Here is a 25,116-nt window from a genome sequence, read left to right as displayed (position 1 = left end):
CAAACACAACTGAAAGCGCATGCAAAGTCCCATGACTGCGAAGACTGCAACCAATTCGGCGGCGAAACCTGCTCTCTGGCCGGAAGGCCGGCAGTCGGCGGTAGCGCTCGCCTTCGACGTCGATGGCCCGACCGGGGATGCGATGCTCGACGGCTCGCTGCTGTCCAATCCCCGCTACTTCACGCAAGGCGCTTATGGTCCCTGGCGTGCCCTTCCAAGGCTTCTCGATCTTCTCAGCGAATATGGCCTCAAGGCGACGTTCTTTGTGCCGACCTGGGTCGTCGAGCATTGGCCATCGCAATGCGAACGCATCCTCAGGGATGCCCACGAGATTGCCTATCACGGCCACTATCATGAGGTTTTCATCGATTGCAGCCGGCAGCAGCAGCTCGATATCATGGAGCGTTCCCGTGAGATCTTTCGCAAGCGGCTGGGGGTGACGCCGGTCGGCTTCCGCACGCCCTCGGGCGACTGGAGCGAGGAAACCGCCGAACTGCTGCATGCCTTCGGCGTGATCTACTCCAGTTCGATGCGTGGCGATGATCGGCCCTATTTCCACCAGGGGGCACATGGCCGCGGACTTGTCGAGATTCCGGGGCGCTGGGATATCGATGACTATACCGCTCTCGCTTACAGCGAGGATCCCGACTTCCCGATCGGGCTCGACCGGATATCCGGCTACGCCGACGTCCAGCGCAATTGGTGCGCCGAATTCGAGGGTTACCATCGCGAAGGGCTCTGCTGGACGACGATCCTGCATCCAAAGGTCTGCGCCAAGCCCGGCCGGCTTGCGATCCTGGAGGGCCTTTTCAAAGCCATCACCGCGCATGGCGACAGCGTCTGGACGACGCGTTGTTCCGAGATCGCGAAGTGGTGGATTGAGCAACGTCCGGAGATTGCCACATGACCAGCACTCCTTCCGAAGGCTTCTGGCCGCAGGGCAAGAGATGCGCCGCAATCGTCTCTGTGATCTTCGATGACGGCCTCGATGCAATTGCGCAGGCGCCTGATCTGCGGGGACGCAGCAAGAGCTATTCGGTCTGGCAATATGGCGCCATCCGCGGTGTGGAGCGCCTGTGTAATGCGTTCGCCGCCGCCGGCATGTCGACGAGCTGGTTCGTGCCCGGTCTCGTGGCGGAAAGGCATGAGCGGCTTCTGCGCGATGTCGTGTCGGCGCATCACCAGCTCGAAAGCCACGGCTGGGCCTTCGAGCGCTACGATGCCATGCTGGCGACCGCGGCCGTGGAACTCCTGCAGCGCAGCCGCGAGACGCTGAGTTCGATCGCATCGAACGATGTCTCGGGCTTTCGGCTGCCCGCAGGCAATTGGCCGCGTCACTTCGACCGGATGCTTCTCCAGGCTGGCTATTCCTGGTCTGCATCCTTGAACGGCGATGACGTACCTTACAGCCATCCGTCGTCGCTCGTGGAAATTCCGGTTCACATCGAACTCGAAGACCGACCTTACTTTCAATTCAACTTCACGCCGGCCTTTCCGAAGGGCCAGGGGCGGATTCCGTCCTACGAGGCGGTGCTCGGCAACTGGATCGCCGAGTTCGACGCCTACCGAAAATACGGCCTTTGCTATGTGATCCAGCTCCGCCCGGAATGGACGGGGACACCTGGCAGAATTGCTCTGATCGAGGAGTTGTTATGTCACATCCGAGGCTTCGACGACGTTTGGTTGGCAACGGCCGCCGAGGTTGCGCGTTGGCATGGCCGCAAGGGCATCGCCGCACCCGGCGATCATCCAATCAATGTCTATGAAGCCTATATCGGCGAGGAGCAGGCCGGTGAGCGATAATCTGACACGCCTACTTGCCGGCCACGTATGTTCAACGAGCTTCAATGCCTTTCCCCGTGAGACCATTCACAAGGCAAAGCTTCACATTCTCGATACGCTTGGCGCAGCGATTGCCGGATCAGCATCCCGCGAAACCCGCACCGTGCTGGAGGTGCTTGGCATTCAAGCCGGAATGGGGCGTTCGTCTATCTGGGGACGGCCGATCTCGGCGGACGCAAGGACCGCCGCACTCGTCAATGGTGTTTCGGCTCATGCCTACGAGCTCGATGACAGTGGCGGCTGCGATCATTCCGGCGCTGTCGTCCTGCCTGCCGCACTCGCTGCACTTGGTGATTGCGATCGGCCGTTCAGCGGCCGCGAGCTTTTGCGCAGCGTCCTGCTTGGCTACGAAGTCGGCCGTCGTGTGCTGGAGGCGGTCGGCGGATACGAAGAGCACAACGGCCTCGGTTGGCATTCCACAGGCACGTGCGGTGCATTTGGCGCAGCCGCTGCTGTCGGCACTATGCTGGATCTCGATGCAGATGCCATGACTTCGGCGCTTGGCACGGCCTGTTCTTTCGTCGGCGGCACCTGGGCTTTCATTCACAACGGCAGTTCAACCAAAAAGCTTCATGCCGGCCGCGCCGCCGAAGGCGGGCTTATGGCCGCCTATCTGGCAAAGAGGGATTTCGAGGGGCCGGACAGCGTATTCGACGCAGAGCGCTGGGGTAGTTTCTTCGCAACGTTCGGCGCGGGCAGGGGAGATCCGCAAGCCCTGGTACTCGATTTCGGGATGAACTGGCGGCTCAATCGCTGCTCCATCAAGCCGCATGCCACCTGCCGCGGCACGCATGCTGGGATCGACGCGCTGGATCTGCTGCTTCAACGTCATGGTCTCGACGCTGCCGACATTGAGGCTATCGAGGTGGATATCAGTCGCTTCCAGTACGGCATGTGCGGTGGCAAGACGATCGAGTCCCGCGCTCAGGCGCAGATGAGCCTGCCCTATGCGCTCGCCGCCAGGCTGCGTTATGGCAAGGTCTTTCTTGCCGAGCTGGAAGAGGCGGCCTGGTCGGCAGCGGCGATCGGTTCGTTGATGGATCGCATCACTGTTCGGATCGATCCGGCGATGAGGGATGAGGACGAGCCCGCAATCACCATCGTGACTGACAATCGCGAGCGGCACCGCCTGATTGTCGAATTTCCCCTGGGTGGACCGCAGAACCCGCTGAGCGATGAGCGGCTCATCGGCAAGTATGCCGAGCTTGCCAGCATGGTGCTGCCTTCCCATAGGGTCAATGCCTTGTGTGATTTCGTCCTCGATCTGGAAAGCCGGGCCGACGCCCGCAGTCTGCTTGATCTGCTTCAATAAACGACGCGCTCGGAGGCGGGCTGCGTCCTTTCAAAAGGGAAGACCGAGATGAGAAACCAGACGGCCACGACATGGTCCCCACTTTTCAAGGAAGCCGTTTCCAGGGACTTCGAGAATTTCCACGAATGCCTTGATCAGGACAAGCGCATAGCATTGCATGACGTTGCAGGCTCCAAGGTCCATGCCAATATGCTGGCCCGCGCCGGCATCATCACGGCGCAAGAGAATGCTCAGATCCAGACCGGGCTCGACCAGATTGCAGAAGAAATGCGTTCGGGCGCGTTCGAGTGGAAGAGAGAGCTTGAAGACGTTCACACCAATGTCGAGAACCGGTTGACCGCCCTGATCGGCGATGCTGGAAAGAAGCTGCATACCGCGAGATCGCGCAACGACCAGGTTGCAACCGATATACGCCTTTATGCACGCGAGCAGCTGGATCTGCTGGCCGCTGATCTGAAGACCCTGGTCGGCGCCTTCGTCGATCTTGCCGAGGAGCATGTCGATGCGATCATGCCCGGCTTCACGCATTTGCAGGTGGCCCAGCCCGTCACTTTCGGCCATCACCTGATGGCCTATGCCGAAATGTTTTTGCGGGATCTCGACCGGGTCGGTGCCGCGCGGGAGCGTCTCAACGTTTCGCCGCTTGGCGCCGCCGCGCTGGCCGGTACGGGCTATCCCATAGATCCTGAGTATAGTGCCGATCAGCTTGGCTTTTCGCAGTCGTTTGCCAACTCCCTCGATGCGGTTTCAGACCGCGACTATGTCGTGGATGTTTGCAGCGCCGGCGCAGTGATCATGGGACATCTGTCGCGCTTTAGCGAGGAGGTGATCCTGTGGTGCACGCCGATGTTCGATTTCATCGAGGTGGGCGACCAGTTCTGCACCGGCTCCTCCATCATGCCGCAGAAGCGCAATCCTGATCTGGCTGAACTCGTGCGTGGCAAGGCGGCTCGCGTCATTGGCAATCTTGCATTTTCCGCAGCGCTCATGAAAAGCCAGCCGCTTGCCTTCAACAAGGACCAGCAGGAATCGAAGCCGCCGCTGACCGACACCCTCGAGACCGTCCGCGCGGCCGTCAGCGTTACCGCCCAGATGATCCCGACCATTACGGTGAAGCGCGACAAGATGCTGTCGGCGGCCAAGCAGGGCTATTCGACGGCGACCGATCTGGCCGACTATCTCGTCCGCACCGGAATGCCGTTCCGGGACGCGCACCATTCCGTCGCCGCGATCGTGGGCATGGCACGCGACAAGGCGCTGGCGACGCTCTCGGGGCTTTCGCTCACCGATATGCAAGCCTTTGCGCCGTCCATTCGCGAAGACGTCTTTGACGTGCTGACAGTGGAAGGATCGGTCGCCAGCCGCGACCATAGAGGCGGGACGGCGCCGCGCCGGGTCAGAGAGGCCGTATCGACTGTGCGCCGCGCAATCGCCTGAGCCGCGTCCGGTTGCCATCCGATCCGCATGCTTTAATGCTTGTTGCGTCAATCAGCGGCGTGAAGGCAAGGGAACGAATGGAACCGAGATTCGATCACAACCGGCTACCGCCGCTGCAGACGCTTCAGACCTTTTCGGTCGTTGCGGAAACGGGCAGCTTCACGGCGGCGGCAGCCGAACTCAATCTCAGCCAAAGCGCAATCAGCAGGCAGGTTCAGCAGCTTGAGCATTATTTCGGGTGCAGCCTGTTCGAACGCCATACGCGTAAGGTGGCGCTGACGGAGCGCGGTATGGCGCTGATCCCGATTGTCGACACCCTTCTTGCCTCACTGAAGACTTCATTCGAAGCAACGCGGACGACCGTACGCTCGCTCACGATCCGCATGCCGCCGACATTTGCGCGTAAGTGGTTCCTTCCGCGCCTGCCGGATCTTCACAGCCATCATGAAGATCTGAATATCAACATCGACACGGCCTGGTTCCTGCGCCCCACTTTCTCGGTCGGCGATATCGACATGCTGATCACCTACGGCAACGGCCATTGGCCTGGTATGGATGTTTTGCCGCTATTGCGCGAACGGCTGACGCCGATGTGTTCCCCACAACTGCTTTCGAAGCTCGGTGATCCGCCGGCGGTAAAGAATCTGCAAAACTGCGTCCTGCTACATTCCAACCCGCGTCATAGCGATTGGACGCTCTGGCTACAGGCCGAGGGCGCCTATTCTTTCCATGCGGCTCGCCATCAGGTCTTCGACACGCAGGATTTTGCAATGACCGCTGCGGCCAGCGGCTATGGTGTGACCATGGGCGATCTTGCCTTTTCGCAGCAGGATCTGGAGAGCGGCGAGCTGGTGGCCCCTTTTGAGCGGATCATCGATAGCGGTTATGGCTACTATGCCCTATGGCCGGCCCGCGCCGATGCGCGCCAGAAGGTACGTGCATTCTCGGATTGGCTCGAACATGCTTGCGGCGAGATGAACAATGTAAGTGGAGGATTAGGTTGAGCTGCTTTGCGAGGCGTTGAGGCTCGGCAAAACCCGCTTGCTCACACAATTCGAGAAACCTCCCTTCACCGCGTGAGCTTGCGTTTATTCCAAGCTCGACGATGCGGTCATGCTTCCCAGCATATTCTTGCTCCTTTCGCCGCCTCCATTCGCAGGCACCGACCAACCCGTGAGACACTCTCGACAAACTGGCCGTCGCCGGCGAAGCGGCTTTTGAATATCTGACGCTTTCCCATCCCCTCGCAGTTCGATCCGATCGCGGTCGACGGAGCGCAGGAACGAGAGAACCGTTCCACCTCAAGTGATCGACACAATCTCCAGCTCGTTGTTGCCGACCACGGCTACGTCCCCGACCGATTTCCCCATGAGAGATCGAGCGACTGGCGAAACGTAGGAGATCGTCCCATGTTTAGGCTCGGCTTCGTCTTCTCCCACTATGCGATAGGTCTGCACGCGCCCGTCGTCTCGGCTGAAGGTGACGGTGCTGCCGAAGGCGACAGCTTCATTTGACGCTGGAGCTGTCATCACCTCAGCAGTCCGCACCCGCTCATTGAAATAACGCAGGTCACGAAAAGGTACCGCCGCTTGACGTCGCCGCTCGTTCACGTCTTCGAGAGCGTTTGCGGCCTCGTACTGTTCGCGAGCCTCCTGTAGGGCGACGTTCAGCGCCTTCCATCCGTCTTCGGTGACCAAGTTCGGATGAGGCGAAATAGCACGGTCGGGAAGCTGCGTCTCCGCAGCCGTTTCGGCACTTTCCTCTTTTGTGAAAGCGACAGCCATGATGCGATCCTCCTACCAAATCATTATAGTAGAGCGGCTACGGAAACCAAGACGTCAAGGCGCCTCCCGCTGTCACCATCGGGAGGCCCTGTCCGTTGCAACTCGTCCACAGTCTACCGCATGTCGGAGAGGTCGATACCGTGCGTGTCGAACCACCATTCCGGACTCATGTCGGAATGTTTTTCACTGAGACGCAGATATTTGGCGCGCAGACGTTTCTGACGTTCGACCTCCTCTTCAAAATAAGGATGATCGAGCATGCCGCCCATCATATGGATGCGGCGGAGCAACTTTCGCAGCACGTATCCTTGTTCCTTGTTACCCGCTCGGTAGCCACTCTCCACGATCTTCACGACAGTCTCGCGCAGCGTGCCAAGCGCATCCTCTGGCGGCGTGCCGTTGACGATCATGTCGAGGCGTTCGGCACCGAAACCGACGTCGATACAAGTTCCGAGCGGATTGACGATGTTTCCGATCTCAATGCCATTTTTATAGAACTCGGTGCAATATCCGCTGATGCTGCCATCACTCCATTTGCATTCTGCATCTGAAATCACGGGCAAGCGGCCGCGATAAAGCGGAGTCCATTCGTCCAGGCGATCGGGATGGATTGTCACATGGTCAGGTACCAGACCGAGTGTTCCAAGGAACTCAATCCAGAAATCGATGGCGTCGCCAACGGTCATCTCCCTGAAGGAGAAAAGACCGAGCATCGTGAAGTGGAGAAAGTGCGTTCCGTCTCCGATCTCATCGAGGTCGCCCATGCGCAGGCAGGCCTGGCTGTTTGCGACGGTTCCAATGTAGGAGGGATCGGAGAAGAGGGGCTTGTACTGCTGCATGCCAGCGCTGCAGAAGAGCGTGGTATTGTCGTGCGGCCGTACGGATTCAATGCTGGTAAAATTGATGCCCTTGGAAAGGCAGAAGTCTTGGTATTGCTGGATCAGGCGTCCCGCGATGACATAGGCAACCTCCTTTGTTGTTCGTGTGCCTTCAGTAAACATAGCGACCTGAGCTGCAAACGGCAATCTGCTCCTCGCAGGCCCATTCATTCAATGACTGACGAGCTTGAGCGAATACGAACTAGGCCGCAGACTCATAACTGCGCGACTGTAGACGTATTGAGGCAATATCGGCCGCTGCCAAGAAGAAGCCGATCAATTTGCGATCCTGTCCGCCGCTTTACCGCCAGTGCGCCACACCTCTTTGCAATGTATAGGGGCATGACTAAAGCGGCATGCGCTCACAACCAAGCGCAAATTGGGCGCTGAGATCCTCGCACCCCGGCGGCATCAGCCTCTCCGATGGCGATGAAATGGATCTGCAAATGAAATGGGCGGATTCCGTGGGAATCCGCCGTTGAATCATGAACTTCAGCAAACGCTTCACCGACCACGGCCAGGCTCGATCGTGACAATACGCGTCTGTATCACGGGAACGCTCCGAACTGGGCGCTGTGAAGCCTGGCATAACCGCCGCCGCTGGTCAGCAGTTCAGCATGCGTACCCTGTTCGACGATGCCGTTCGATCCCATGACAATGATGCGATCAGCATTGCGGATAGTCGTCAGCCGATGCGCCACCACGAGGGTCGTACGGCCCTTCGAGAGGTCCGCCAGCGCCTGCTGGATGGCATACTCGGTTGCTGTGTCGAGCGCAGAAGTTGCTTCGTCGAGAATGAGGATTGGCGGGTTCTTGAGGAAGATGCGCGCAATGGCCAGTCGCTGCTTTTGCCCGCCTGACAGCTTCACGCCGCGTTCGCCGGTCGGCGTATCGAGACCGTCCGGCAGGGAACGGACGAATTCGTCCAGCGATGCGCGGCGCAGCGACTCCATGATGTCCTTGTCGGTCGCGCCCAGCCGCCCATAGGCGATGTTTTCTCGAATGGTCGATCCGAACAGAAACACGTCCTGCTGCACGATGCCGATCTGGCTGCGTAGGGAGGCCTGCGTCATATCGCGGATGTCGATGCCGTCGATGGTGATGCTGCCGGCCGTCACGTCGTAGAAGCGTGGCAGCAGCGAGCAGATCGTCGTCTTGCCTGTTCCCGAAGCGCCGACGAAGGCTACGGTCTCTCCGGCAGAGATTTGCAGGTTGAGGCCTTCGAAGATCATGCCCTGATCCGAATAGCCGAAGCTGACGTTTTTGTAGACGATATCGCCCTTGAGATGATCGACCACAATCGCGTTCGGCCGGTCCGCGAGGTCGGGCTGCGTGTCGATCAACGACAGGAAGCGTTTAAAGCCGGCGATGCCCTTCGGATACATCTCGAGCACCGAAGTGATCTTGTCGATCGGGTGAAAGAAGACATTGATCAGGAGCAGGAAGCTGACGAAGCCGCCATAGGTCAGCTCGCCGGAAACCACGAACCAGGTTCCGGCCACCATCACCACGAGCTGCACAAGGCGCGTGCTGAAATAGCTGAGCGCAATGCTCGCAGTCATATAGGCATAGGCATTAAGCTTGGTGGCCTTGTAGTCCTCGTTATTGCGGGCAAAGAGCCGGCTTTCGTAATCCTCGTTGGCGAAGGCCTTGACGACACGGATGCCGCCGACGCTCTCCTGCACGCGGGTGTTGAAGTCGCCGACCTTGGTGAACAGGCTGCGCCAGTTCAATGTCATCCTGGCGCCGTAGCGGCTAACAAGCCAGGTCATGAAGGGCACGATGATCGTCGTCATCAGCGCCAGCTTCCACTGCACCGAAAACATCAGCAGGAAGGCGCCGATGAAGGTCATGATGGCGATGAAGACGTCTTCGGGTCCGTGATGGGCGATTTCGCCCACTTCCTCGAGATCCTTGGTGACGTGTGTAATTAGATGCCCGGTTCTGTTATTGTCGAAATAACGGAACGAGAGCTTCTGGATGTGGTCGAAGGCCTGGCGGCGCATGTCGGATTCGATCGAGATGCCCAGCGCATGGCCCCAGTAGTTGACCACAGCCATCAGACCGGTGTTCAGCGCATAGACGATCAGCAGCAGCGCAGCGGTCGCAGCGATCAGACCCCACTCACGACTTGGCAGCAGTTCATCGACAAAGAGCTTGACCGCCAGCGGAAAGCCCAATTCGAGAAGACCAGCGACGACCGCGCAGCCGAAATCCAGAAAAAACAGGGTCTTATAGCGCGCATAATAGGAAAAGAAGCGACGAAACATGAATGCCCTCCAAGGGCACGAGAGATCATATTGTTAGACAAGGATGGACTGAACAGCAGTCCGCATTCGGCGTCGCTGTTCAGCGCTGATTGGTGCCGAAATTTCTCATCTAACTGATCTCCCTCATGAGTCGCACAGGCCTTATAGCCGACGAGCCAGGCGCTGTCATCCCCAACTGCAGGTTGGCGTCGTGACGCAGCTTCATTTCTCTCGGTTTATTGCGGCATCATCGCCGCGTGTCGATCTGAAGGCCACGACACGCGGCGATGCTATGCAATCCCAATCAACGCGCGTTGTATTTCGCGTCGAGTTCTTTGATTGCCTCGACATTTCCTGCCGAGCGGCCCTGCTCGTCGAATGTGTGTGCGAGGAAGGTGTCGGCGATGGCCTTGGCAAGTTCCGGTCCGATGACGCGGGAGCCCATCGTGATAATCTGGGCGTTGTTCGAAAGTGCGGCACGTTCGGCCGAATAGGTATCGTGCGTCAGCGCGGCGCGGATGCCGGGCACCTTGTTGGCGGAAATGCTGACGCCGATGCCGGTACCGCAGACGAGGATCGCCTTATCATAGGTGCCGTCGAGGACGCCCGACGCGACGCGATCGGCAAGGTTCGCGTAGAACGGGTCCGGACCGGTATCCGTGCGCGACACTTCCTGCACGTCGTAGCGGTCCTTGAGGTGCTCGGCGAGAATTTTTGCGAGGCCTTCGCCAGCGCTGTCTCCTGCGATTGCAAGCTTCACTGTTTATCTCCTTGGAGTTTGGCGGTGCATTGGGCAAGGATGCCGAGATAACCCTCGACGCTCCAGGCCGAACGACCGATGAAAAGCCCGTCGATGTTTGGGCACGATATGAGTTCTTCACAGTTCCCCGGATTGACCGATCCCCCATAGAGACAGGGGATTCGGCGGCCGAGCACATCTTGCGCGATCGACACGATCTCGGCTTGGCGTGCATCGGCATAGTCTGGCGATGCGGGAATTCCCTTTTCGCCGATTGCCCAGACAGGTTCGTAGGCAAGAAGGATCTGCGCGCCCTTCTGCGCCGCGGACAGCTTCGAAAAAGCGCCGAGAACCTGAGTTTTCAAAATGTCCGTTGCCCGGCCGCTCTCCCGGTCGGCCAGTGTTTCACCGATGCAGATGAGCGGGATCAGACCGTGGCGGATTGCGGCTTCGGTCTTCAGGCCGACCGTCTCGTTGGTCTCGCCGAAATGTTCGCGGCGTTCGGAGTGGCCGAGCTCGACGATGTCGAGATTGCAATCCCTGAGCATGAGAGGCGAAATCTCGCCGGTCCAGGCACCCTGATCGGCCCAGTGCATGTTCTGCGCACCCACCTTAACGGAGGTATCGGCAAGCAGACCCTTGACCTCCCGCACCGCGGTGAACGGCGGAATGACGAAACGCTGGATAGCCGGATCTCGCCCACCATCGGCGGCGCGCAGCGCCTCAGCATAGCTGCTGGCTTCCGCCAGCGTCTTGTTCATCTTCCAACTGGTTCCAATCCAGAATCGAGGTGCGGCGCTCATGTCGTCTCCCAGTTCGAGGCGATGGTCAGGTTGATGTTGGCGCGTTCGAGCTGCTCGATGGCGGCAGGCTCGGGGGCGCTGTCGGTGATGATGACGTCGAAATCGGCAAGATCGGCCATGACATGCAGGGCGGTATGTCCAATGCGCTGGTGATTGACCAGCAAGCAGGTCTTGCTCGCAGACGCGATCATCGCCCGCTTCGCGCGTACCACATTGTCGTCCATGTGATAGGCAAGGGTGCCGGAAACGGCGGGCGTCGAGATGAAAGCGATATCCGCTCTCAGACGAAACAACGCTTCCTCTGTCACCACACCCAGAAACGCGTTGAACTTCGGGGAGTATATGCCACCCAGCGCAATCAATGTGATGCCGCTTTCGTTCTTCAGCCTCTCGATGATTGCGGCGTTGTTGGTGATCAGCGTCAGCGGCCGTTTCTGAAGCAACATCTCGCCGAGAACGGCGGCCATGGAACCGTCGTTGACCATAACTGTCATGCCAGGCTCGACAAGCTCCAGTGCGCGACGCGCCATGGCGATCTTGGCTTCATTTCCCTGGCGCTCGCGGATGCGGAAGTCGCTTTCGAACTGCACACCCGCGTCGATTGTCGCGCCGCCCCGGATCTTGCGGACGACGCCGGCCTGTTCGAGATCGTCAAGGTCGCGATGGATGGTCATCTTGGACACGGCAAAGCGATCGGCCAAGTCGTCGAGGTCGACGCTTTTATGCTCGATGAGCAGGTTAATGATCGATTGTTGCCGTTCTTCTCGTTTCACCTTGGCCTCCGGTTCTCTCCGGATTGGATACTCCAGAACATAACACGTTTTTCACATATTTCCACGCTTGTTTTGTTACTTTGTTATATTTTTATGTGATGTGCGTGGGTTCCAAAAGCGCCTGGGCGGTTCGTTCATCGGTAATCAGGCCGTAAAGACACCGGCTCTTCAGGACTGCGCGGATGGCCTCGGCCTTCGCAACACCGCCGGCCAAGGCGACCAACCTCTCGGTTTTCGACCGCGGCAAGGAAGCGGACAGGGTTCGCGCCGTCAGCGTCGTCTGGAGGATGCGTCCGTCAGCGTCGAAGAAATGCCCGAGTATCTCGCCCACGCCGCCCGATGCCGCGATCTCCGCGATCTCGCGCGGCTCCACCATGCCGGAGAGGACAAGCTGCGCATCGGTATCGACCGTGCCGAGACCTACAAGTTTCAGGTCGGCGTTGTTGGCGAGATCGAACACTTCCTTCACGCCGCGCTGGGCAAGCATCACTTCCCGGTCCTCGCCGGTATTGGCGAAGAAGGGCACCGGCATCATATAGGCGTGCGCGCCGGTTTTTTCGGCGATGCGGTGCATCACATCATAGGGGTTGGCCACATAGTTTCTCGACAGCCCGCCGAGCATCGAGACAAATCGCAGCCCCTTCGCGTTCAGCCGCGGCATGTGGTGCACGGCCGATGACAATGTTCGGCCGTGGCCGAGACCGATAACCTTGTTGTCGCCGCGCTCGATCTCCCGCTTCAGGAAGCCGGCGCCAGCCTGTCCGAGGGCGCGAAACTCGAAGCCTTCCTCGCCGAGATCCGGCGCCACCTCGCAATATTGCAGGCCGAAACGTTCCGCCAGCCGGGTCTCGAGCTCCACGCATTCGACGATATCGCCATCAATCGTCACCTTGACCACGCCATCGGCGACCGCCCGTGCGATCAGGCGGTGTGCTTTGACGGACGGCACGCCAAGGCGCTTGGCTACCTCCGACTGAGTAAGCCCGCCGGCGTAGTGCAGCCAGGCGGCGCGCACGGCGAGCGACTCATCCGCATCGGCCATCGACGGTCCCCTTCCATTCGCTCTTACGTTCATTCTCAATCATCCTTTTGCAGCCGGCGCATCTCGAGACGGGCTGACGGCAAGAATCAAATGCGCTGCCCTCTCCCTGATGTCCTAGGGCGGTTCGGCTTTTCACGAAACCGCTGAACCGCTCCAGCTCATCGCTTTCCAGCAATTCCGACGGAAACACGTCCCGTATTTTTCTGGAACTGCTCTGGAGCGTTGGCGGCCACCAGCAACTAGATGCGAAGGTCACCGGCGCCGGTGTCGATATGAGGCGCCCAGAAGGCGATGCTTTCGGCGATTTGGGAGACAACCTGACGATCATTGGGCTCGCGCTCCTTGAACGACAGCTCGAGACAGATTTCGTTGTTCTCAGCACCGCCTTCGGTGAACGCCTGTAGCAACGGCGCGGGCTGGATACGACCCTTGGCGTTGAATTCCGCCGTGAACGGCCGATGGCCTCCCTTGTCCATCAGGCTTTGCTTGATGTGGATGATCGGAGAAACCTTGGGAACGGCGCGCGCCCAGGTGTAGGGATCGTAATCGTCAGGGTTTGCCGATGTGACATCGCCATGATCGATATCGGCCATCATCCACATCGGCACTGCGAGATTGGCGGCGGTCAGGCGGTCCTGCAGCTTAATGCATTCTTTGATCGTCTCACCGAATTCGCGGCCGATGCTCATCGGCTCCCAGAACACATAGGAAAGGCCAGCCGATCGGGCGTGCTCGGCGACTTCAGCCCAGCAATCGATCGCGATCTGGATAAGGCTCTCCCGCCGTGCTGGATCATCGAAGTCCTTGTAGGTGAAGATAGCGAATTGCGTGCCCACCGATTGTCCGCCGAGATCGGCAATGATGTCGGCGAAGGTCTTGAACCAGTCGACATAGTAACGCCTGACATCGGCGTCGGGATGGCCGAAATGGTTCAGGCGCCCATATGGACCGGTCATGCCCGAGGTCACGCGAACGCCGGTGCGCGCTAACGCGGCCCGCATTGTGCGGGTCAGCCGCCGGATCACCGGCGCCTGCCAGCTCGGATTGATGAACTCATGCGTCAATTGCAGATCGCGGATCCTGAGGTCGCGCGCGACCGTCTCGATGAGGTCGTCCGGCTCGGCGAAACGGTTCACCAGCGGATTGGTGTTGAGTGAAAGTGTCAATGGCATGGGGGTCGGCTCCTCGGATGTGCGGATGTCTCAGGCGGCCAAAGCCAGTTCGCTCTCGAACCAAGCCGAGAAATCCGCTTTCTCCTTGGCAGTCATATGCAGGCCTTCCTTGGTGCGCCGCAGGAGAACATCGTCCACGGTATGCGCCCATTCGTAAGCGACGAGATAGCGTACCTCCGCCTCATGGAGATTGCCGCCGAAATGGCGGCCGAGGCCGGCAAGGGATGTGGCGTCACCTACAATCGTCTTGGTCCGCGCGCCATATAGGTGGCCGTAATGGTTCACAAGCGTGCGCGGCATCCAGGGATAGGCTTCGCGCAGCGAGTCGGCGAAGCTGGTGTAGTCGGCATTCGGAATGTCGCCGCCGGGCAATGTCGCGGAACGGGTCCAGTCGCCGCCCATCTTGGGAAAGAATTTGGCGAGCCTCTGCAGCGCGTGTTCGGACAGCTTGCGGAAAGTCGTGATCTTGCCGCCAAAAACGTTGAGCATGGGTGCGCCACCGGTCTCGTCGAGATCGAAGACATAGTCGCGCGTCACAGCGGAAGGGTTGCCTTGCCCGTCGTCGAACAGCGGACGAACGCCGGAGAAGCTTGAGATCACGTCGGAACGGCGCAGTTTTTCCTTGAAATAACGGTTCACGGCAGCGATCAGATAGTCCATCTCCTGCTCGTCGGCCTTCACCTCTTCCGGCTTGCCTTCGTAGGGAATGTCCGTGGTGCCGATAAGGGCCATGTCGCCTTCGTAAGGGTTGATGAAGATCACGCGCTTGTCATGGTTCTGAACCAGGTAGGCGTGTTGTCCGCTCCAGAATTTCGGAACGATGATATGGCTGCCCTTGACGAGCCGGACCTTGCGTTGGCTGTTGGAGCCGGCGACGCGGCCGATGATATCGTTGACCCACGGACCTGCGGCGTTCACAAGGACGCGTGCCCGCACCGTACGGACGTCGCCGGAACGCTCGTCGCGCATCTGGACGATCCAACTGCCGTTGTCGCGCCGTGCGCTAATGCAGGCGGTGCGCGTCAGGATCTGAGCGCCCTTTTCGGCGGCATCGAGGGCATTTAGCAATACGAGTCGCGCATCGTCGACCCAACAGTCGGAATACTCGAAGCCCTTGGTATATTGATCGACGATCGGCGTGCCTTCCGGATCGCGGCTGAGATCGAGGGAGCGGGTGCCGGGCAGCCGCTTGCGGCCACCCAGATGGTCGTAGAGGAAGAGGCCGAGACGGACGAGCCAGGCGGGGCGATCCGTCGGGCTGTGCGGCAGCACGAAACGCATCGGCCAGATGATGTGGCTTGCGGAATTCAGCAGGACCTCGCGCTCGATCAGGGCTTCGCGTACCAGGCGAAACTCATAATATTCAAGATATCGCAGACCGCCGTGGACGAGCTTCCCGGATCGTGACGACGTGCCTTCAGCCAGATCGTCTTTCTCGCAGAGCATGACGGAGAGGCCTCTACCGGCCGCGTCCCGCGCGATGCCGGCGCCATTGATGCCGCCTCCGATCACGAAGAGATCGAGGATTTCGGATTCAGTCATTTCACGCTCCTTAGGATGCCTTCTGCATCAAAAATCATCTGTCCTGCCCACGTGCATGGCTTGTTTATCCCTATGGTTGCTCAGCGAGCATGTCCCATGCGGGTGTGATTGCCTGCCGTACGTCCAGATAAGCTGCGAACAATCGATCGTAACGGCGCGCCTGTTCCGCGTCGGGCGCTTCGGCTTCGCCAAGCAGCGGCGTGACCCATTCGGCAATGCAGTCGTCCATGTTCGCATAGGCACCGATTGCAACCGCGGCCATCATGGCAACACCTGCGGCTCCCGCTTCCTGACGTTTGGAGACCCTGACTGGGGCGTTGACAGCGGCCGAGAGCGATTGACGTAACGCGCGGCTTCGTGCGGCTCCGCCTGTCATCCGCAGTTCAAGCGGCATGTCGCCCATCGCCGCGTAGCAATCGCGCGTCGCCATGCCGAGCCCTTCGATCACGGCGCGAACCAGGTCTGGAAAGCCGTGGCGAATGGAGAGCCCAGTAAAACCGGCGCGGGCGTGGGCGTTGACGAAGGGGCCGCGTTCTCCCGCTTCCGAAACATAGGGATGATAGAGAATGGAGCCGGGGCGGCTTTCAGCGAACCATGTGTCTATTCTGGAAACGAGGTCCGAGGCGGCGACCGGCTTGCCGGCCTCCGACATCAGGTCGGCGGCAATCTGCAGAATCCAGTCGATATTGATCGTCGCACCCATATTGGTCTGAACCTGGGTGACGATGCCGGGTATCGGCAGGGTGATCACATAGCCGGTGCCCTCGGCATTGAGCTGGACGTCGGAGACCGCCTTGGCGCGCATGTGCACGCCCGTCGAACCGATCGTCGAGCAAGCGGCATTCTGGCCTGCGGTTCGCACTCCGGCACCGAGGGCGGTCATGACCATATCGACATAACCGAGACAGACGGGCGTGCCGGCCAGCAGGCCGGTCGCGTTAGCCGCATCGGCCGACAGCGGATGCGTTGTCTCGGTTCCTTCGATGATATCGGGCAGAAGGGACTCTCTGTGATGGAGGCCGAGTGTGTCGATGACGACGGAATCGTAGCGGCGCGTGCGGAAATTGCCAAAGGTGAAGCTCGCCTCCGACGGATCGGTTGCGCGAACGTCGGTGAGATTGAGATAGAGCCAATCCTTGCAATGCAGGGCCGTCTCGGCACGATCGAGAAGCTCGGGCATGTAGCGGTCCATATGCGCGAGCTGCGGGCCCTGTTGGCAAGTGTTGAGCCCGGTGCCGGTTGCCTCAAAGCGTCGGCGATTGTCCGCGTGGCCGTTCAGGCGATTAACGGTCGGGGCTGCCCGTGCGTCGAGCCAAAGCCAGGCATCGCAAATGGGCAGGTTGCCAGAGCCGACGAGCCAGGTGCCGTCGCCTTGGCCGGTGACGGCGATGGCGGCAGTACGTGCCGCAAGGTCGTTGACCTTGTCGGCGAGCCCGCGCAGGGCGCTGACGCAGTCCGACCATGTGCGGCCGAGCGGCTGTGTGGCGGAGCCGTCATCCCCCATCGTGTATTGGTTACGCGCGGCCGCCGATGCGATCTGCCGACCGGAAAGCTCGAAGGCCACGGCCTTGATGACGGAGGTTCCCGCATCAATTCCGATGATAATCGTTTCGTTACTAGGCATCGCGCGAGAACTCCCGCACGCCAAGACGTGACTCAGCGGCTGCCAACACTTGTCTCAAATCCATTCCGTGTTCCTCCCCGATCTCCCCCGGCCTGCGATGCGCAAACCCAAGCCGGCAGTGGCGTCCACCGTAACGGCGCGCTGCCGGGCCGCACCATCGCCCTCTTTGAGTCGCGCCGGGGCGTCGCGTCAATAAGCCAGCATTCGCCCACCGTAAGCTACGATCAGATTATAACACAAAGATATCACAGCATGCGTAAAATTTTTCTGGCAATGTAATTTTTTTCATATAAAATAGTTGATGTCAATTGCTTCCGACCCCCCGGAGGCAACTGAAGTAAGGATGACGAGAATTGCACCGCTTGGTCGACAAACGGCCTCAGCCAAAGTGCAGCTCATTGAGCAGTCTAGTGATACGGCGCCAAATTACCATTGATATTCAATGGCATATTTTGGCGCTTGTTCATTTGTGAGTCTTGAGCCGAGCAAAACGGATGCCAAGATGCTTACGATCGCGGCGAACGTGATGACTATTCCGACCCGTGCTGTCTCGCAAACGGAAAATGCGTTACGAAGCCGCTGAAGCGACGAAGGGCAGTTGACATGGCAAAAAAATTATAACATGGTTGGTGGCGTTAATAACATACTTCTATCGTAGTCAACGTCATGTGACGTTGTTGCGAGGCTAGGTGATTGGAGGAGACAAGCACCGGCAACCAAGGAGGAACTCCGATGAGCCATTTCGTTTCAGGATACGGTCCGGCTTCACGCCACGATGATCGCGTCGATGGGCGAGGCAAGCGCCGTTCCGTCCGGGCGCGCCGACAGCGGCTTCGATGACCGTCGTCAGCCAGCTAAAGTGGTTCGCTTTTTCCGTTTTCTTGCCAGCAGGGCAATCCGGCCGATAGCGCCGAAGGTCTTTCGAACATGAGTGCACAAATTCAATACGCGGCTTCCAAGCCGAAATTCACGTTATTGGCCGGCGTGGCTGCGGTTGTGATCGTCGTAGCGGCGATCGCTTTCGACACGACCGTCGTCAAGATCGGCTCCGTTCATGACGTGCGCGAGCAGGCGTTCTCACCGGAGGCCTATGGCGCTCAGGAATTCCCGAAGGTGGTGGCGAATGTCGAGCAACGTGCAGTCAATGCTGTCGATCTCGCCAACGCGATCGCGGCTGACAAGAAGGCGGCAGGTGACAAATACGGCGTAGCCACGAGCACAGGTCCGGTCATCCCGGTTTCGCTGACCGGCGTGTTCGGCGCGCGAAAGGCCAACTACAACGAGATCAAGGTCGACGGATTGCCGGGCGATGTCGTCGTGCGCGTCCAGACAGGTCCGGCCGTCAACGGCACCGACCTGCGCGATGCCACGGGCGCTATCGAATTCGGCCAGTTCACCAATCAGATCGAGTACCAGGATGCCGGCTCGGCAATCAACAATGAGATGAAGAAGACCGTTCTTGCCGGTCTTGACGTGGAAAATCTCTCGGGCAAGACGGCATCGATCGTCGGCGTCTTCAAGCTCATCAATCCCAAAAACTGGCTCGTCACTCCGGTCAAGGTCGAAGTCAAATGAGTGCAGCGCCGCAAAATGAGGGCGCACGGGGCGAGGTCGTTCTTGCCGCCCGCAACATCGCAAAATCCTATGGCAACGTTCATGCTCTGAAGGGCGTCAATTTCGACATCCATCGCGGCCAGGTGACCACTTTGTTCGGTGAAAACGGAGCGGGCAAGTCGACGCTGATGAAGATCCTCTCTGGCGTCGTTCAGCCGAGCTCCGGCGAGATCGTCCTCGACGGTCAGCCTGTTTCGTTTTCCTCCTCCACCCATGCCCGCGAGTGCGGTATTTCGATCATCCATCAGGAGTTGAGCCTCGCTCCCAATCTCAATGTCCGCGACAATATTTTCATGGGTCGCGAGATCATCAAGAGTGGCGGCGTGGACTTTGCCGAAGAGGAGCGCCAGACACGCGCACTGATGGCGGAGCTCGAGGAGGAGATCGATCCGTTGACCGCCGTCGAGGATCTACGCCTCGGCCAGCAGCAGATCGTCGAGATCGCGCGCGCTCTGTCGGTCAATTCGCGTATCCTCATTATGGACGAGCCCACCTCGGCGCTCAGCGCCAGCGAGGTGGAGGTTCTCTTCAAGGTCATTCGCGATCTGACGAGCCGCGGCGTCTCCATCGTCTATATCTCCCACCATCTCGAAGAGGCGCTTCAGATCACCCACCATGCCGTCGTGCTGCGTGACGGCAACATGACAGCTTATGCCGATCGCAAGGACATCGATCTTGAATGGATCGTTCGCAACATGGTCGGTGAAAACTTCGATCTCGGAAGTCCGCCGACCGGCCACAAGATCGGTGACGTAGCACTTGCGCTCGAGGATTTGACTGTTCCAGGCCCTTCCGGCGCTGCCTATAAGGCGGTGGATCGTCTTTCGCTGCAGGTCCGCGCCGGCGAGATCGTCTGCATATATGGTTTGATGGGCGCGGGGCGTACCGAGCTGCTCGAATGCGTCGCGGGACGCCTTCGATCGAGTGGCGGCAGGGTTCTCCTCGAAGGCCGCGATGTCGCCAATCTCAACATCGCCGGACGCATCGCCAACGGCTTGGTACTGGTGCCTGAAGACCGCCAGCGTGATGGCCTTGTCCAGACGATGACGGTCGGCTCCAACCTTTCGCTCGCCAGCATCGCCGCGTTCACGAAAGGATTGCTCACTTCCGGCGGGCGCGAACGGGAGCTGGTAAACGATTCCATCCGCAAGGTTCATATCAAGACGGACGGCGGCGACGCGACAATCGGCTCACTTTCGGGCGGCAACCAGCAGAAGGTCGTGATCGGCAAGATGCTGGCGACCGAGCCCAAGGTCATGCTGCTCGACGAACCGAGCCGAGGCATCGACGTCGGTGCAAAGGCGGAAGTATTCAAGCTTTTGGCCGAACGCGCCAAACACGGTCTGGCGGTGATCTATTCGACCTCGGAAGTCGGCGAATGCCTCAGCATTGCCCACCGCATCATCGTCATGCACCGAGGCAGGATATCCGCCGAATTCGGTCCCGACGTCACTAAAGAGAAAATCATGGCCGCCTCGGGCGAAGCAGTGGTCGCGCACTAGCCGGCAATTATGGAGCACTGATTATGTCAGTCACGAATATCACTGAAAAGAAAGCGGTTGCGAACGGGCAGAAGCGGAACACCAATCTTATCCGGTTGATCCTCGAAGGCCGCGCGTTCTTCGCGCTGATCGTCATCATCGCAGTCTTTTCCTTTCTGTCGCCCTATTACTTCACGCTGAACAACTTCCTGATCATGGCCTCGCATGTCGCGATTTTCGGCATTCTGGCGATCGGCATGCTTCTGGTGATCCTGAATGGTGGCATCGACCTTTCCGTTGGCTCGACGCTGGGGCTTGCGGGTTGTATCGCCGGTTTCCTGATGCAAGGCGTGACGCTGTCGAGTTTCGGCGTCATCCTGTATCCGCCCGTCTGGGCGGTCGTCGTGATCACCTGCGCGCTTGGCGCGGTCGTCGGAGCGGTGAACGGCATACTGATCGCTTATCTGCGCGTACCGGCCTTCGTGGCGTCGCTTGGCGTTCTCTATGTTGCACGCGGCGTCGCGCTGCTGATGACCAACGGTCTCACCTACAACAATCTCGGCGGCCGTCCGGAACTCGGCAATACCGGCTTTGACTGGCTCGGCTTCAACCGCCTGGCAGGCATTCCGATCGGCGTCATCGTATTGGCGGCGCTGGCCATCATCTGCGGCATCGTTCTCAGCCGCACCGCTTTCGGTCGCTGGCTCTATGCTTCCGGCGGCAATGAACGCGCGGCCGACCTGTCGGGCGTGCCGGTCAAGCGGGTGAAGATCATCGTCTACGTCCTTTCTGGCGTCTGTGCCGCCATTGCCGGCCTGGTCCTGTCGTCGCAGCTCACCTCGGCCGGCCCAACGGCAGGCACGACCTATGAATTGACCGCAATCGCAGCAGTCGTGATCGGCGGAGCGGCGCTGACCGGTGGCCGCGGCACCGTTCGCGGTACGATGCTCGGTGCCTTCGTCATCGGCTTCCTGTCGGACGGTCTCGTCATCATCGGCGTGTCCGCCTACTGGCAGACCGTCTTTACCGGTGCAGTCATCGTGCTCGCCGTCCTCATGAACAGCATCCAATACGGACGTCGGACCAAGTCGGCCTGACGATCGCAACTGAACTTGTCCACGACGGCGGACCTGCTTCGAACAGCCTGCCGATTGCGGAAAGCACCGCCGGTTCGCCGGCATTATCTGAGCTCATCAAATGGGAGAGAGACTAATGTTTAGAAAAGGTTTGCGCATTGTTATGGCGGCTGTCGCGGTGGCGCCGCTTCTGACCGGAGCCGCATGGGCCGCCGGCGGTCAGATGACGATCATCGTCAATGATCCGGCCAACCCGTACTGGTTGACGGAAGGCAATATCGCCAAGGCAACGGCCGAGAAGCTGGGTTACACGGCAACCGTCAGTGCCCACAAAGGCGATACCAACACTGAAAGCAATCTGATCGACACCGCAATCACCAACAAGTCCGTCGCCATCATCCTCGACCCAGCGAATGCTGACGGCTCGGTCGGCGCTGTGAAGAAGGCTGTGGCTGCCGGCATTCCGGTCGTCCTGGTCAACGCTGAAATCAACCAGGAAGGTCTCGCCAAGGCTCAGCTCGTCTCCAACAATGCGCAGGGTGCTGCGCTCGGCGCCCAGCAGTGGGTCGAAAGCGTCGGCGACAAGGGCAAATACGCCGAGCTGCTCGGCGCTCCGTCCGATAACAATGCCGCAACCCGTTCCAACGGTTACGAAACGGTGCTGACGCAGTATCCGGACCTCCAGAAGGTCGCGAAGGAAGTTGCCAATTGGGATCGTACCCAGGGCCACGACAAGATGCAGTCCATGCTGCAGGCCAACCCCGACATTATCGGCGTCATTTCCGGTAACGATGAAATGGCGCTCGGCGCGATCGCCGCGCTGAAGGAAGCAGGTAAGCTCGCCAAGATCAAGGTCGGCGGCTTCGACGGTTCGCCGGACGCGGTTGCCGCGATCAAGGCCGGCGAACTGCAGTACACGGTGCTGCAGCCGGTCGCGACGTTCTCCGCGGAAGCTGTCAAGCAGGCCGACAACGTCATCAAGACGGGTAGCACGGGTGCCAAGAGCGAAAAGCAGCTCTTCGATTGCATCCTGATCACCAAGGACAATGTGGACAAGTACACGGCTCCGTTCGTCCTGTCGCAGTGATGACAACAAGGGGCGCCGGCAGCGGCGCCCCTTCATTCAGCCGCTGGAAGTTCGCAGAAGGCGGCCAAGACATGCGCAATGCAAAGGGTTGTTCTATCTCCTCTTTTTGCCTTCGCACTGCATTCGCTGTACGAAACTGACATCGACGAGATTCAGCGGCAGAGGCTCAAGTGACACAGAAGACAGGCTTAGGAGCATCCCTCTTGGACGAATTGCCAAGTGACAGCCGGCACACCCGCCAGCTCGTTCGCCGGCAGATGATTGCCGAGGCGGTCATGACGGAAGGCTCCATGCGTATCGAGGACCTGACCGATAGGTTCGGCATCAGTCTGATGACCGCTCACCGGGATGTTGACGAGCTCGTAAGCCGCGGCCTTTTCCGCAAGACGCGCGGCATCGTCACAGCCGCCGCAACCAGCCTTATCGAATCGAGCGACGTCTACCGTTCAAATCGGCAGGCGGCCGAAAAGAAAACGATAGCCGCTGCGGCGATGCGGTTCGTGGAGCCAGGCCAGGCGATCTTCTTCGATGATTCCACCACCGTGCTGCAAATGGCCGCCCATCTCTCCGCCAAGGTCCCGCTGACGGTGATCACCAATTCGCTGACCCTCATGAACACGCTCAAGGGGATGCATGACGTGACGCTTCTGGCCCTCGGTGGTCAATACTATAGTTGGTGCAACGCCTTCATGGGCCGTATGACGATCAACGAAATCACCCGGCTGAGGGCCGATACCGCCTTCATTTCGATGTCGGCGATCACCGACGACATCGTCTTCCATCAGTCGCCGGAAATAGTTGACACGAAACGGGCGATGTTCGACAGCGCCGTCAAGCGCATCCTTCTTGCCGATCACACGAAATTCGAGCGGCGCGCGTTGCACAGTTTCGCGGCACTCAGCGAGTTTGACGCAGTGGTTGTCGATGACAAGACGCCGGCCGTTCACATCGATCGTATGCGGTCCAAAGATATCAACGTCGTCATCGCCAGGGGCGATGGAGGCCGATCATGAGGGTGGCGATGACAGCCGGGGCCGGAGAGCGGCCGGCCATTCGCCGCCCGGATCATGCCTGCGGCCTTTCCACTATCCGGAGTAATGAGAATGCCGAGTCTGCTCGGAATTGATAGCGGTCTGACCGTCACCAAAGCCGTCATCTTCGATGTCGACGGGACGCCGATTGCGGTGGCGCGCCGGCGCGTTACGCAGTTCATACCGAAAGCCCGGCACATCGAACGGGACATGGATGAGCTCTGGACGGCGACGGCGGACGCGATCGCCGAGGCGATCAGCCTCAGCAAGCGCCCGGCGTCCGATATCAAGGCGGTTGCGGCAACCGCTCACGGCGACGGCATCTATATGCTCGATCGGTCTCGCAGGCCGCTGGGTCGTGCGATCCTGTCGCTCGACAGCCGGGCAGGAGACGTCGTCGATCGCTGGCTCGAAAGTCCGGTTGCAGATGAAGCGATAGAGCTTACCGGGCAATTGCCGCATGTCTCGGCGCCATCGGCGCTGCTTGCCTGGATCATGGAAAAGGAACCGGCCCGCTTTGCGGAGATCGGCCATATCATGAGTTGCAAGGACTGGCTGCGCTTCTGCCTGACCGAGGTCATCGGCACCGATCGGACGGAGGCAAGCACCTCCTTCACCAATGTCCAAAGCCAGGATTATTCGCAGGATGCGCTCAGGCTCTTCGGGCTGGAAGCGCTGGCCGATGCCCTGCCGCCGGCCTCGCGCTCCGACGAGATCGTCGGCCATGTGACGCGGGCGGCCGCTGCACGCACGGGCCTTGCCGAGGGAACACCCGTCGTGGCCGGCCTGCACGACGTCACCGCATCGGCTCTCGGTGCGGGTGGCTACGCCTCAGGCGTGGTTGCGGTGATTGCCGGCACATACTCGATCAACGAAACCTTGTCTTCCGAGCCGCGCGTCGACAGACGCTGGTTCTGCCGCAATGCCATTGCGCCCGGTCAGTGGAACAATATGTCGATTTCTCCGGCATCGACGGCGAACTACGATTGGTTCCTTGACCGGCTTTGCGCCAGCGAACGCGCAAGCAGCGAGGCGTCTGGTGGGTCGATCCATGCGCTGCTGGCGCACGAGATAGACGCTGCGTTCGCGCGTCCCTCGACGGCGCTTTTTCACCCTTATCTGTTCGGCTCGCCCTATGGCGCTTCTGCAAGCGCTGGCTTCTTCGGCCTGGGTGGCTGGCATGATCGCGGCGACATGCTGCGGGCGGTCCTTGAGGGAATTGCCTTCAACCACAAGATCCATGTCGATGCGCTGCGTGATGGTTTCGCCTTTGGGGAGGCGCGGCTTGCCGGCGGCGTTTCCCGCAATCCGACCGTCGTCCAGATGTTCGCCGACGTCCTTGGCATTCCGGTGACGGTGACGGAGACAGACGAGGCAGCGGCCTGGGGCGCGGCTCTTTGCGCAGGTGCGGGCATCGGTCTCTATGCCGATCCGCAGAGCGATCCCCGCGATGTCGGCAAGATCGCCAGAACCTGCCATCCAGACGTATCCCGCAGCATCCACTATCGCGAGAGATACGATCTGTTTCGTGAGATCGCCGAGGCGATGACGCCAATCTGGCCGAAGATCGGCCGCCTCGCGTCCGCTGAATCGCGCGACTAGGACAATTGACCGCCGCGCGGGCAGATCG

Annotated in this window: 21 protein-coding genes; 11 read left to right on the top strand and 10 right to left on the bottom strand. The window is 59.8% G+C overall.

The genetic code is table 11. From position 1 onward, the window contains the following. Nucleotides 1-31: 31 nt before the first annotated feature. The 5 genes from FHT86_RS33095 (at nt 32) to FHT86_RS33075 (ending at nt 5,595) form a co-directional block, all read left to right on the top strand. Nucleotides 32-907, top strand: a complete 876-nt coding sequence (locus FHT86_RS33095) for a polysaccharide deacetylase (protein ID WP_246779776.1) — start codon at nt 32-34, stop codon at nt 905-907. Next, on the top strand, nt 904-1,803 hold the full coding sequence (locus FHT86_RS33090; protein WP_133711151.1) for a polysaccharide deacetylase family protein: 900 nt from the start codon (nt 904-906) through the stop codon (nt 1,801-1,803). Before FHT86_RS33095 ends, FHT86_RS33090 begins: the two co-directional genes overlap by 4 nt. Beyond that, entirely contained in the window at nt 1,793-3,154 is a 1,362-nt protein-coding gene (locus tag FHT86_RS33085; RefSeq protein ID WP_133711150.1) for an MmgE/PrpD family protein, read from the top strand. Before FHT86_RS33090 ends, FHT86_RS33085 begins: the two co-directional genes overlap by 11 nt. Nucleotides 3,155-3,202: 48 nt before the next feature. Further along, entirely contained in the window at nt 3,203-4,591 is a 1,389-nt protein-coding gene (argH, locus tag FHT86_RS33080; RefSeq protein WP_133711149.1) for an argininosuccinate lyase, read from the top strand. 77 nt (nt 4,592-4,668) lie between these two features. Beyond that, nucleotides 4,669-5,595: a LysR substrate-binding domain-containing protein gene (locus FHT86_RS33075; RefSeq protein WP_133711148.1), complete on the top strand. Its 927-nt coding sequence runs from the start codon at nt 4,669-4,671 to the stop codon at nt 5,593-5,595. A 297-nt stretch (nt 5,596-5,892) separates the two neighbouring features. Here the strand turns inward: FHT86_RS33075 and greA are convergent, their stop codons facing one another. The 10 genes from greA to FHT86_RS33025 all read right to left on the bottom strand — a co-directional run bounded on the left by greA (nt 5,893) and on the right by FHT86_RS33025 (nt 17,197). Next, nucleotides 5,893-6,375: a transcription elongation factor GreA gene (gene greA, locus FHT86_RS33070; protein ID WP_133711147.1), complete on the bottom strand. Its 483-nt coding sequence runs from the start codon at nt 6,373-6,375 to the stop codon at nt 5,893-5,895. A 113-nt stretch (nt 6,376-6,488) separates the two neighbouring features. Next, on the bottom strand, nt 6,489-7,376 hold the full coding sequence (locus FHT86_RS33065; protein ID WP_133711284.1) for an alanine--tRNA ligase-related protein: 888 nt from the start codon (nt 7,374-7,376) through the stop codon (nt 6,489-6,491). A 425-nt stretch (nt 7,377-7,801) separates the two neighbouring features. Next, nucleotides 7,802-9,523, bottom strand: coding sequence for an ABC transporter ATP-binding protein (locus FHT86_RS33060; protein WP_133711146.1), 1,722 nt, complete (start codon nt 9,521-9,523; stop codon nt 7,802-7,804). 283 nt (nt 9,524-9,806) lie between these two features. After that, nucleotides 9,807-10,262 (bottom strand): RpiB/LacA/LacB family sugar-phosphate isomerase, encoded by a 456-nt coding sequence (locus tag FHT86_RS33055; RefSeq protein ID WP_133711145.1) that lies wholly within the window; start codon nt 10,260-10,262, stop codon nt 9,807-9,809. Further along, the gene (locus FHT86_RS33050; protein ID WP_133711144.1) at nt 10,259-11,044 is read right to left on the bottom strand and encodes a triose-phosphate isomerase; all 786 of its coding nucleotides are present in this window, start codon (nt 11,042-11,044) and stop codon (nt 10,259-10,261) included. Before FHT86_RS33050 ends, FHT86_RS33055 begins: the two co-directional genes overlap by 4 nt. Beyond that, complete coding sequence (locus FHT86_RS33045; protein WP_133711143.1) at nt 11,041-11,817, bottom strand: DeoR/GlpR family DNA-binding transcription regulator; 777 nt, start codon at nt 11,815-11,817, stop codon at nt 11,041-11,043. Before FHT86_RS33045 ends, FHT86_RS33050 begins: the two co-directional genes overlap by 4 nt. Before the next feature lie 91 nt (nt 11,818-11,908). Further along, nucleotides 11,909-12,859 carry a sugar-binding transcriptional regulator gene (locus tag FHT86_RS33040; RefSeq protein ID WP_133711142.1) on the bottom strand — a complete coding sequence of 317 codons (951 nt, stop codon included), beginning with the start codon at nt 12,857-12,859 and terminating at the stop codon, nt 11,909-11,911. Nucleotides 12,860-13,098: 239 nt separating this feature from the next. Then, on the bottom strand, nt 13,099-14,031 hold the full coding sequence (locus FHT86_RS33035) for a sugar phosphate isomerase/epimerase (protein WP_133711141.1): 933 nt from the start codon (nt 14,029-14,031) through the stop codon (nt 13,099-13,101). Nucleotides 14,032-14,061: 30 nt separating this feature from the next. Further along, nucleotides 14,062-15,573: a glycerol-3-phosphate dehydrogenase gene (locus FHT86_RS33030; RefSeq protein ID WP_133711140.1), complete on the bottom strand. Its 1,512-nt coding sequence runs from the start codon at nt 15,571-15,573 to the stop codon at nt 14,062-14,064. 70 nt (nt 15,574-15,643) lie between these two features. After that, a complete protein-coding gene (locus FHT86_RS33025) occupies nt 15,644-17,197 on the bottom strand; it encodes an FGGY-family carbohydrate kinase (RefSeq protein WP_133711139.1) in 1,554 nt (517 codons plus the stop codon). Between the two features lie 927 nt (nt 17,198-18,124). Between FHT86_RS33025 and FHT86_RS33020 the strand changes: the two genes are divergently transcribed. The 6 genes from FHT86_RS33020 (at nt 18,125) to FHT86_RS32995 (ending at nt 25,088) form a co-directional block, all read left to right on the top strand. After that, nucleotides 18,125-18,772 carry a DUF2291 domain-containing protein gene (locus tag FHT86_RS33020; RefSeq protein WP_133711138.1) on the top strand — a complete coding sequence of 216 codons (648 nt, stop codon included), beginning with the start codon at nt 18,125-18,127 and terminating at the stop codon, nt 18,770-18,772. Further along, complete coding sequence (locus FHT86_RS33015) at nt 18,769-20,313, top strand: sugar ABC transporter ATP-binding protein (protein ID WP_133711137.1); 1,545 nt, start codon at nt 18,769-18,771, stop codon at nt 20,311-20,313. Before FHT86_RS33020 ends, FHT86_RS33015 begins: the two co-directional genes overlap by 4 nt. Nucleotides 20,314-20,336: 23 nt before the next feature. Next, nucleotides 20,337-21,389, top strand: a complete 1,053-nt coding sequence (locus FHT86_RS33010) for an ABC transporter permease (protein ID WP_133711136.1) — start codon at nt 20,337-20,339, stop codon at nt 21,387-21,389. A 115-nt stretch (nt 21,390-21,504) separates the two neighbouring features. Further along, entirely contained in the window at nt 21,505-22,455 is a 951-nt protein-coding gene (locus FHT86_RS33005) for a D-ribose ABC transporter substrate-binding protein (protein WP_133711135.1), read from the top strand. Between the two features lie 170 nt (nt 22,456-22,625). Beyond that, nucleotides 22,626-23,468, top strand: coding sequence for a DeoR/GlpR family DNA-binding transcription regulator (locus tag FHT86_RS33000; protein ID WP_133711134.1), 843 nt, complete (start codon nt 22,626-22,628; stop codon nt 23,466-23,468). Nucleotides 23,469-23,558: 90 nt separating this feature from the next. Further along, nucleotides 23,559-25,088, top strand: a complete 1,530-nt coding sequence (locus FHT86_RS32995; RefSeq protein ID WP_133711133.1) for an FGGY-family carbohydrate kinase — start codon at nt 23,559-23,561, stop codon at nt 25,086-25,088. Nucleotides 25,089-25,116: the final 28 nt, after the last annotated feature.

It is taken from the genome of Rhizobium sp. BK313 (genome assembly GCF_014193655.1).
Lineage (GTDB): Bacteria > Pseudomonadota > Alphaproteobacteria > Rhizobiales > Rhizobiaceae > Rhizobium.
The sequence above is the reverse complement of the archived record's forward strand: the minus strand, read 5'-3'. Positions and strand labels throughout refer to the sequence as shown.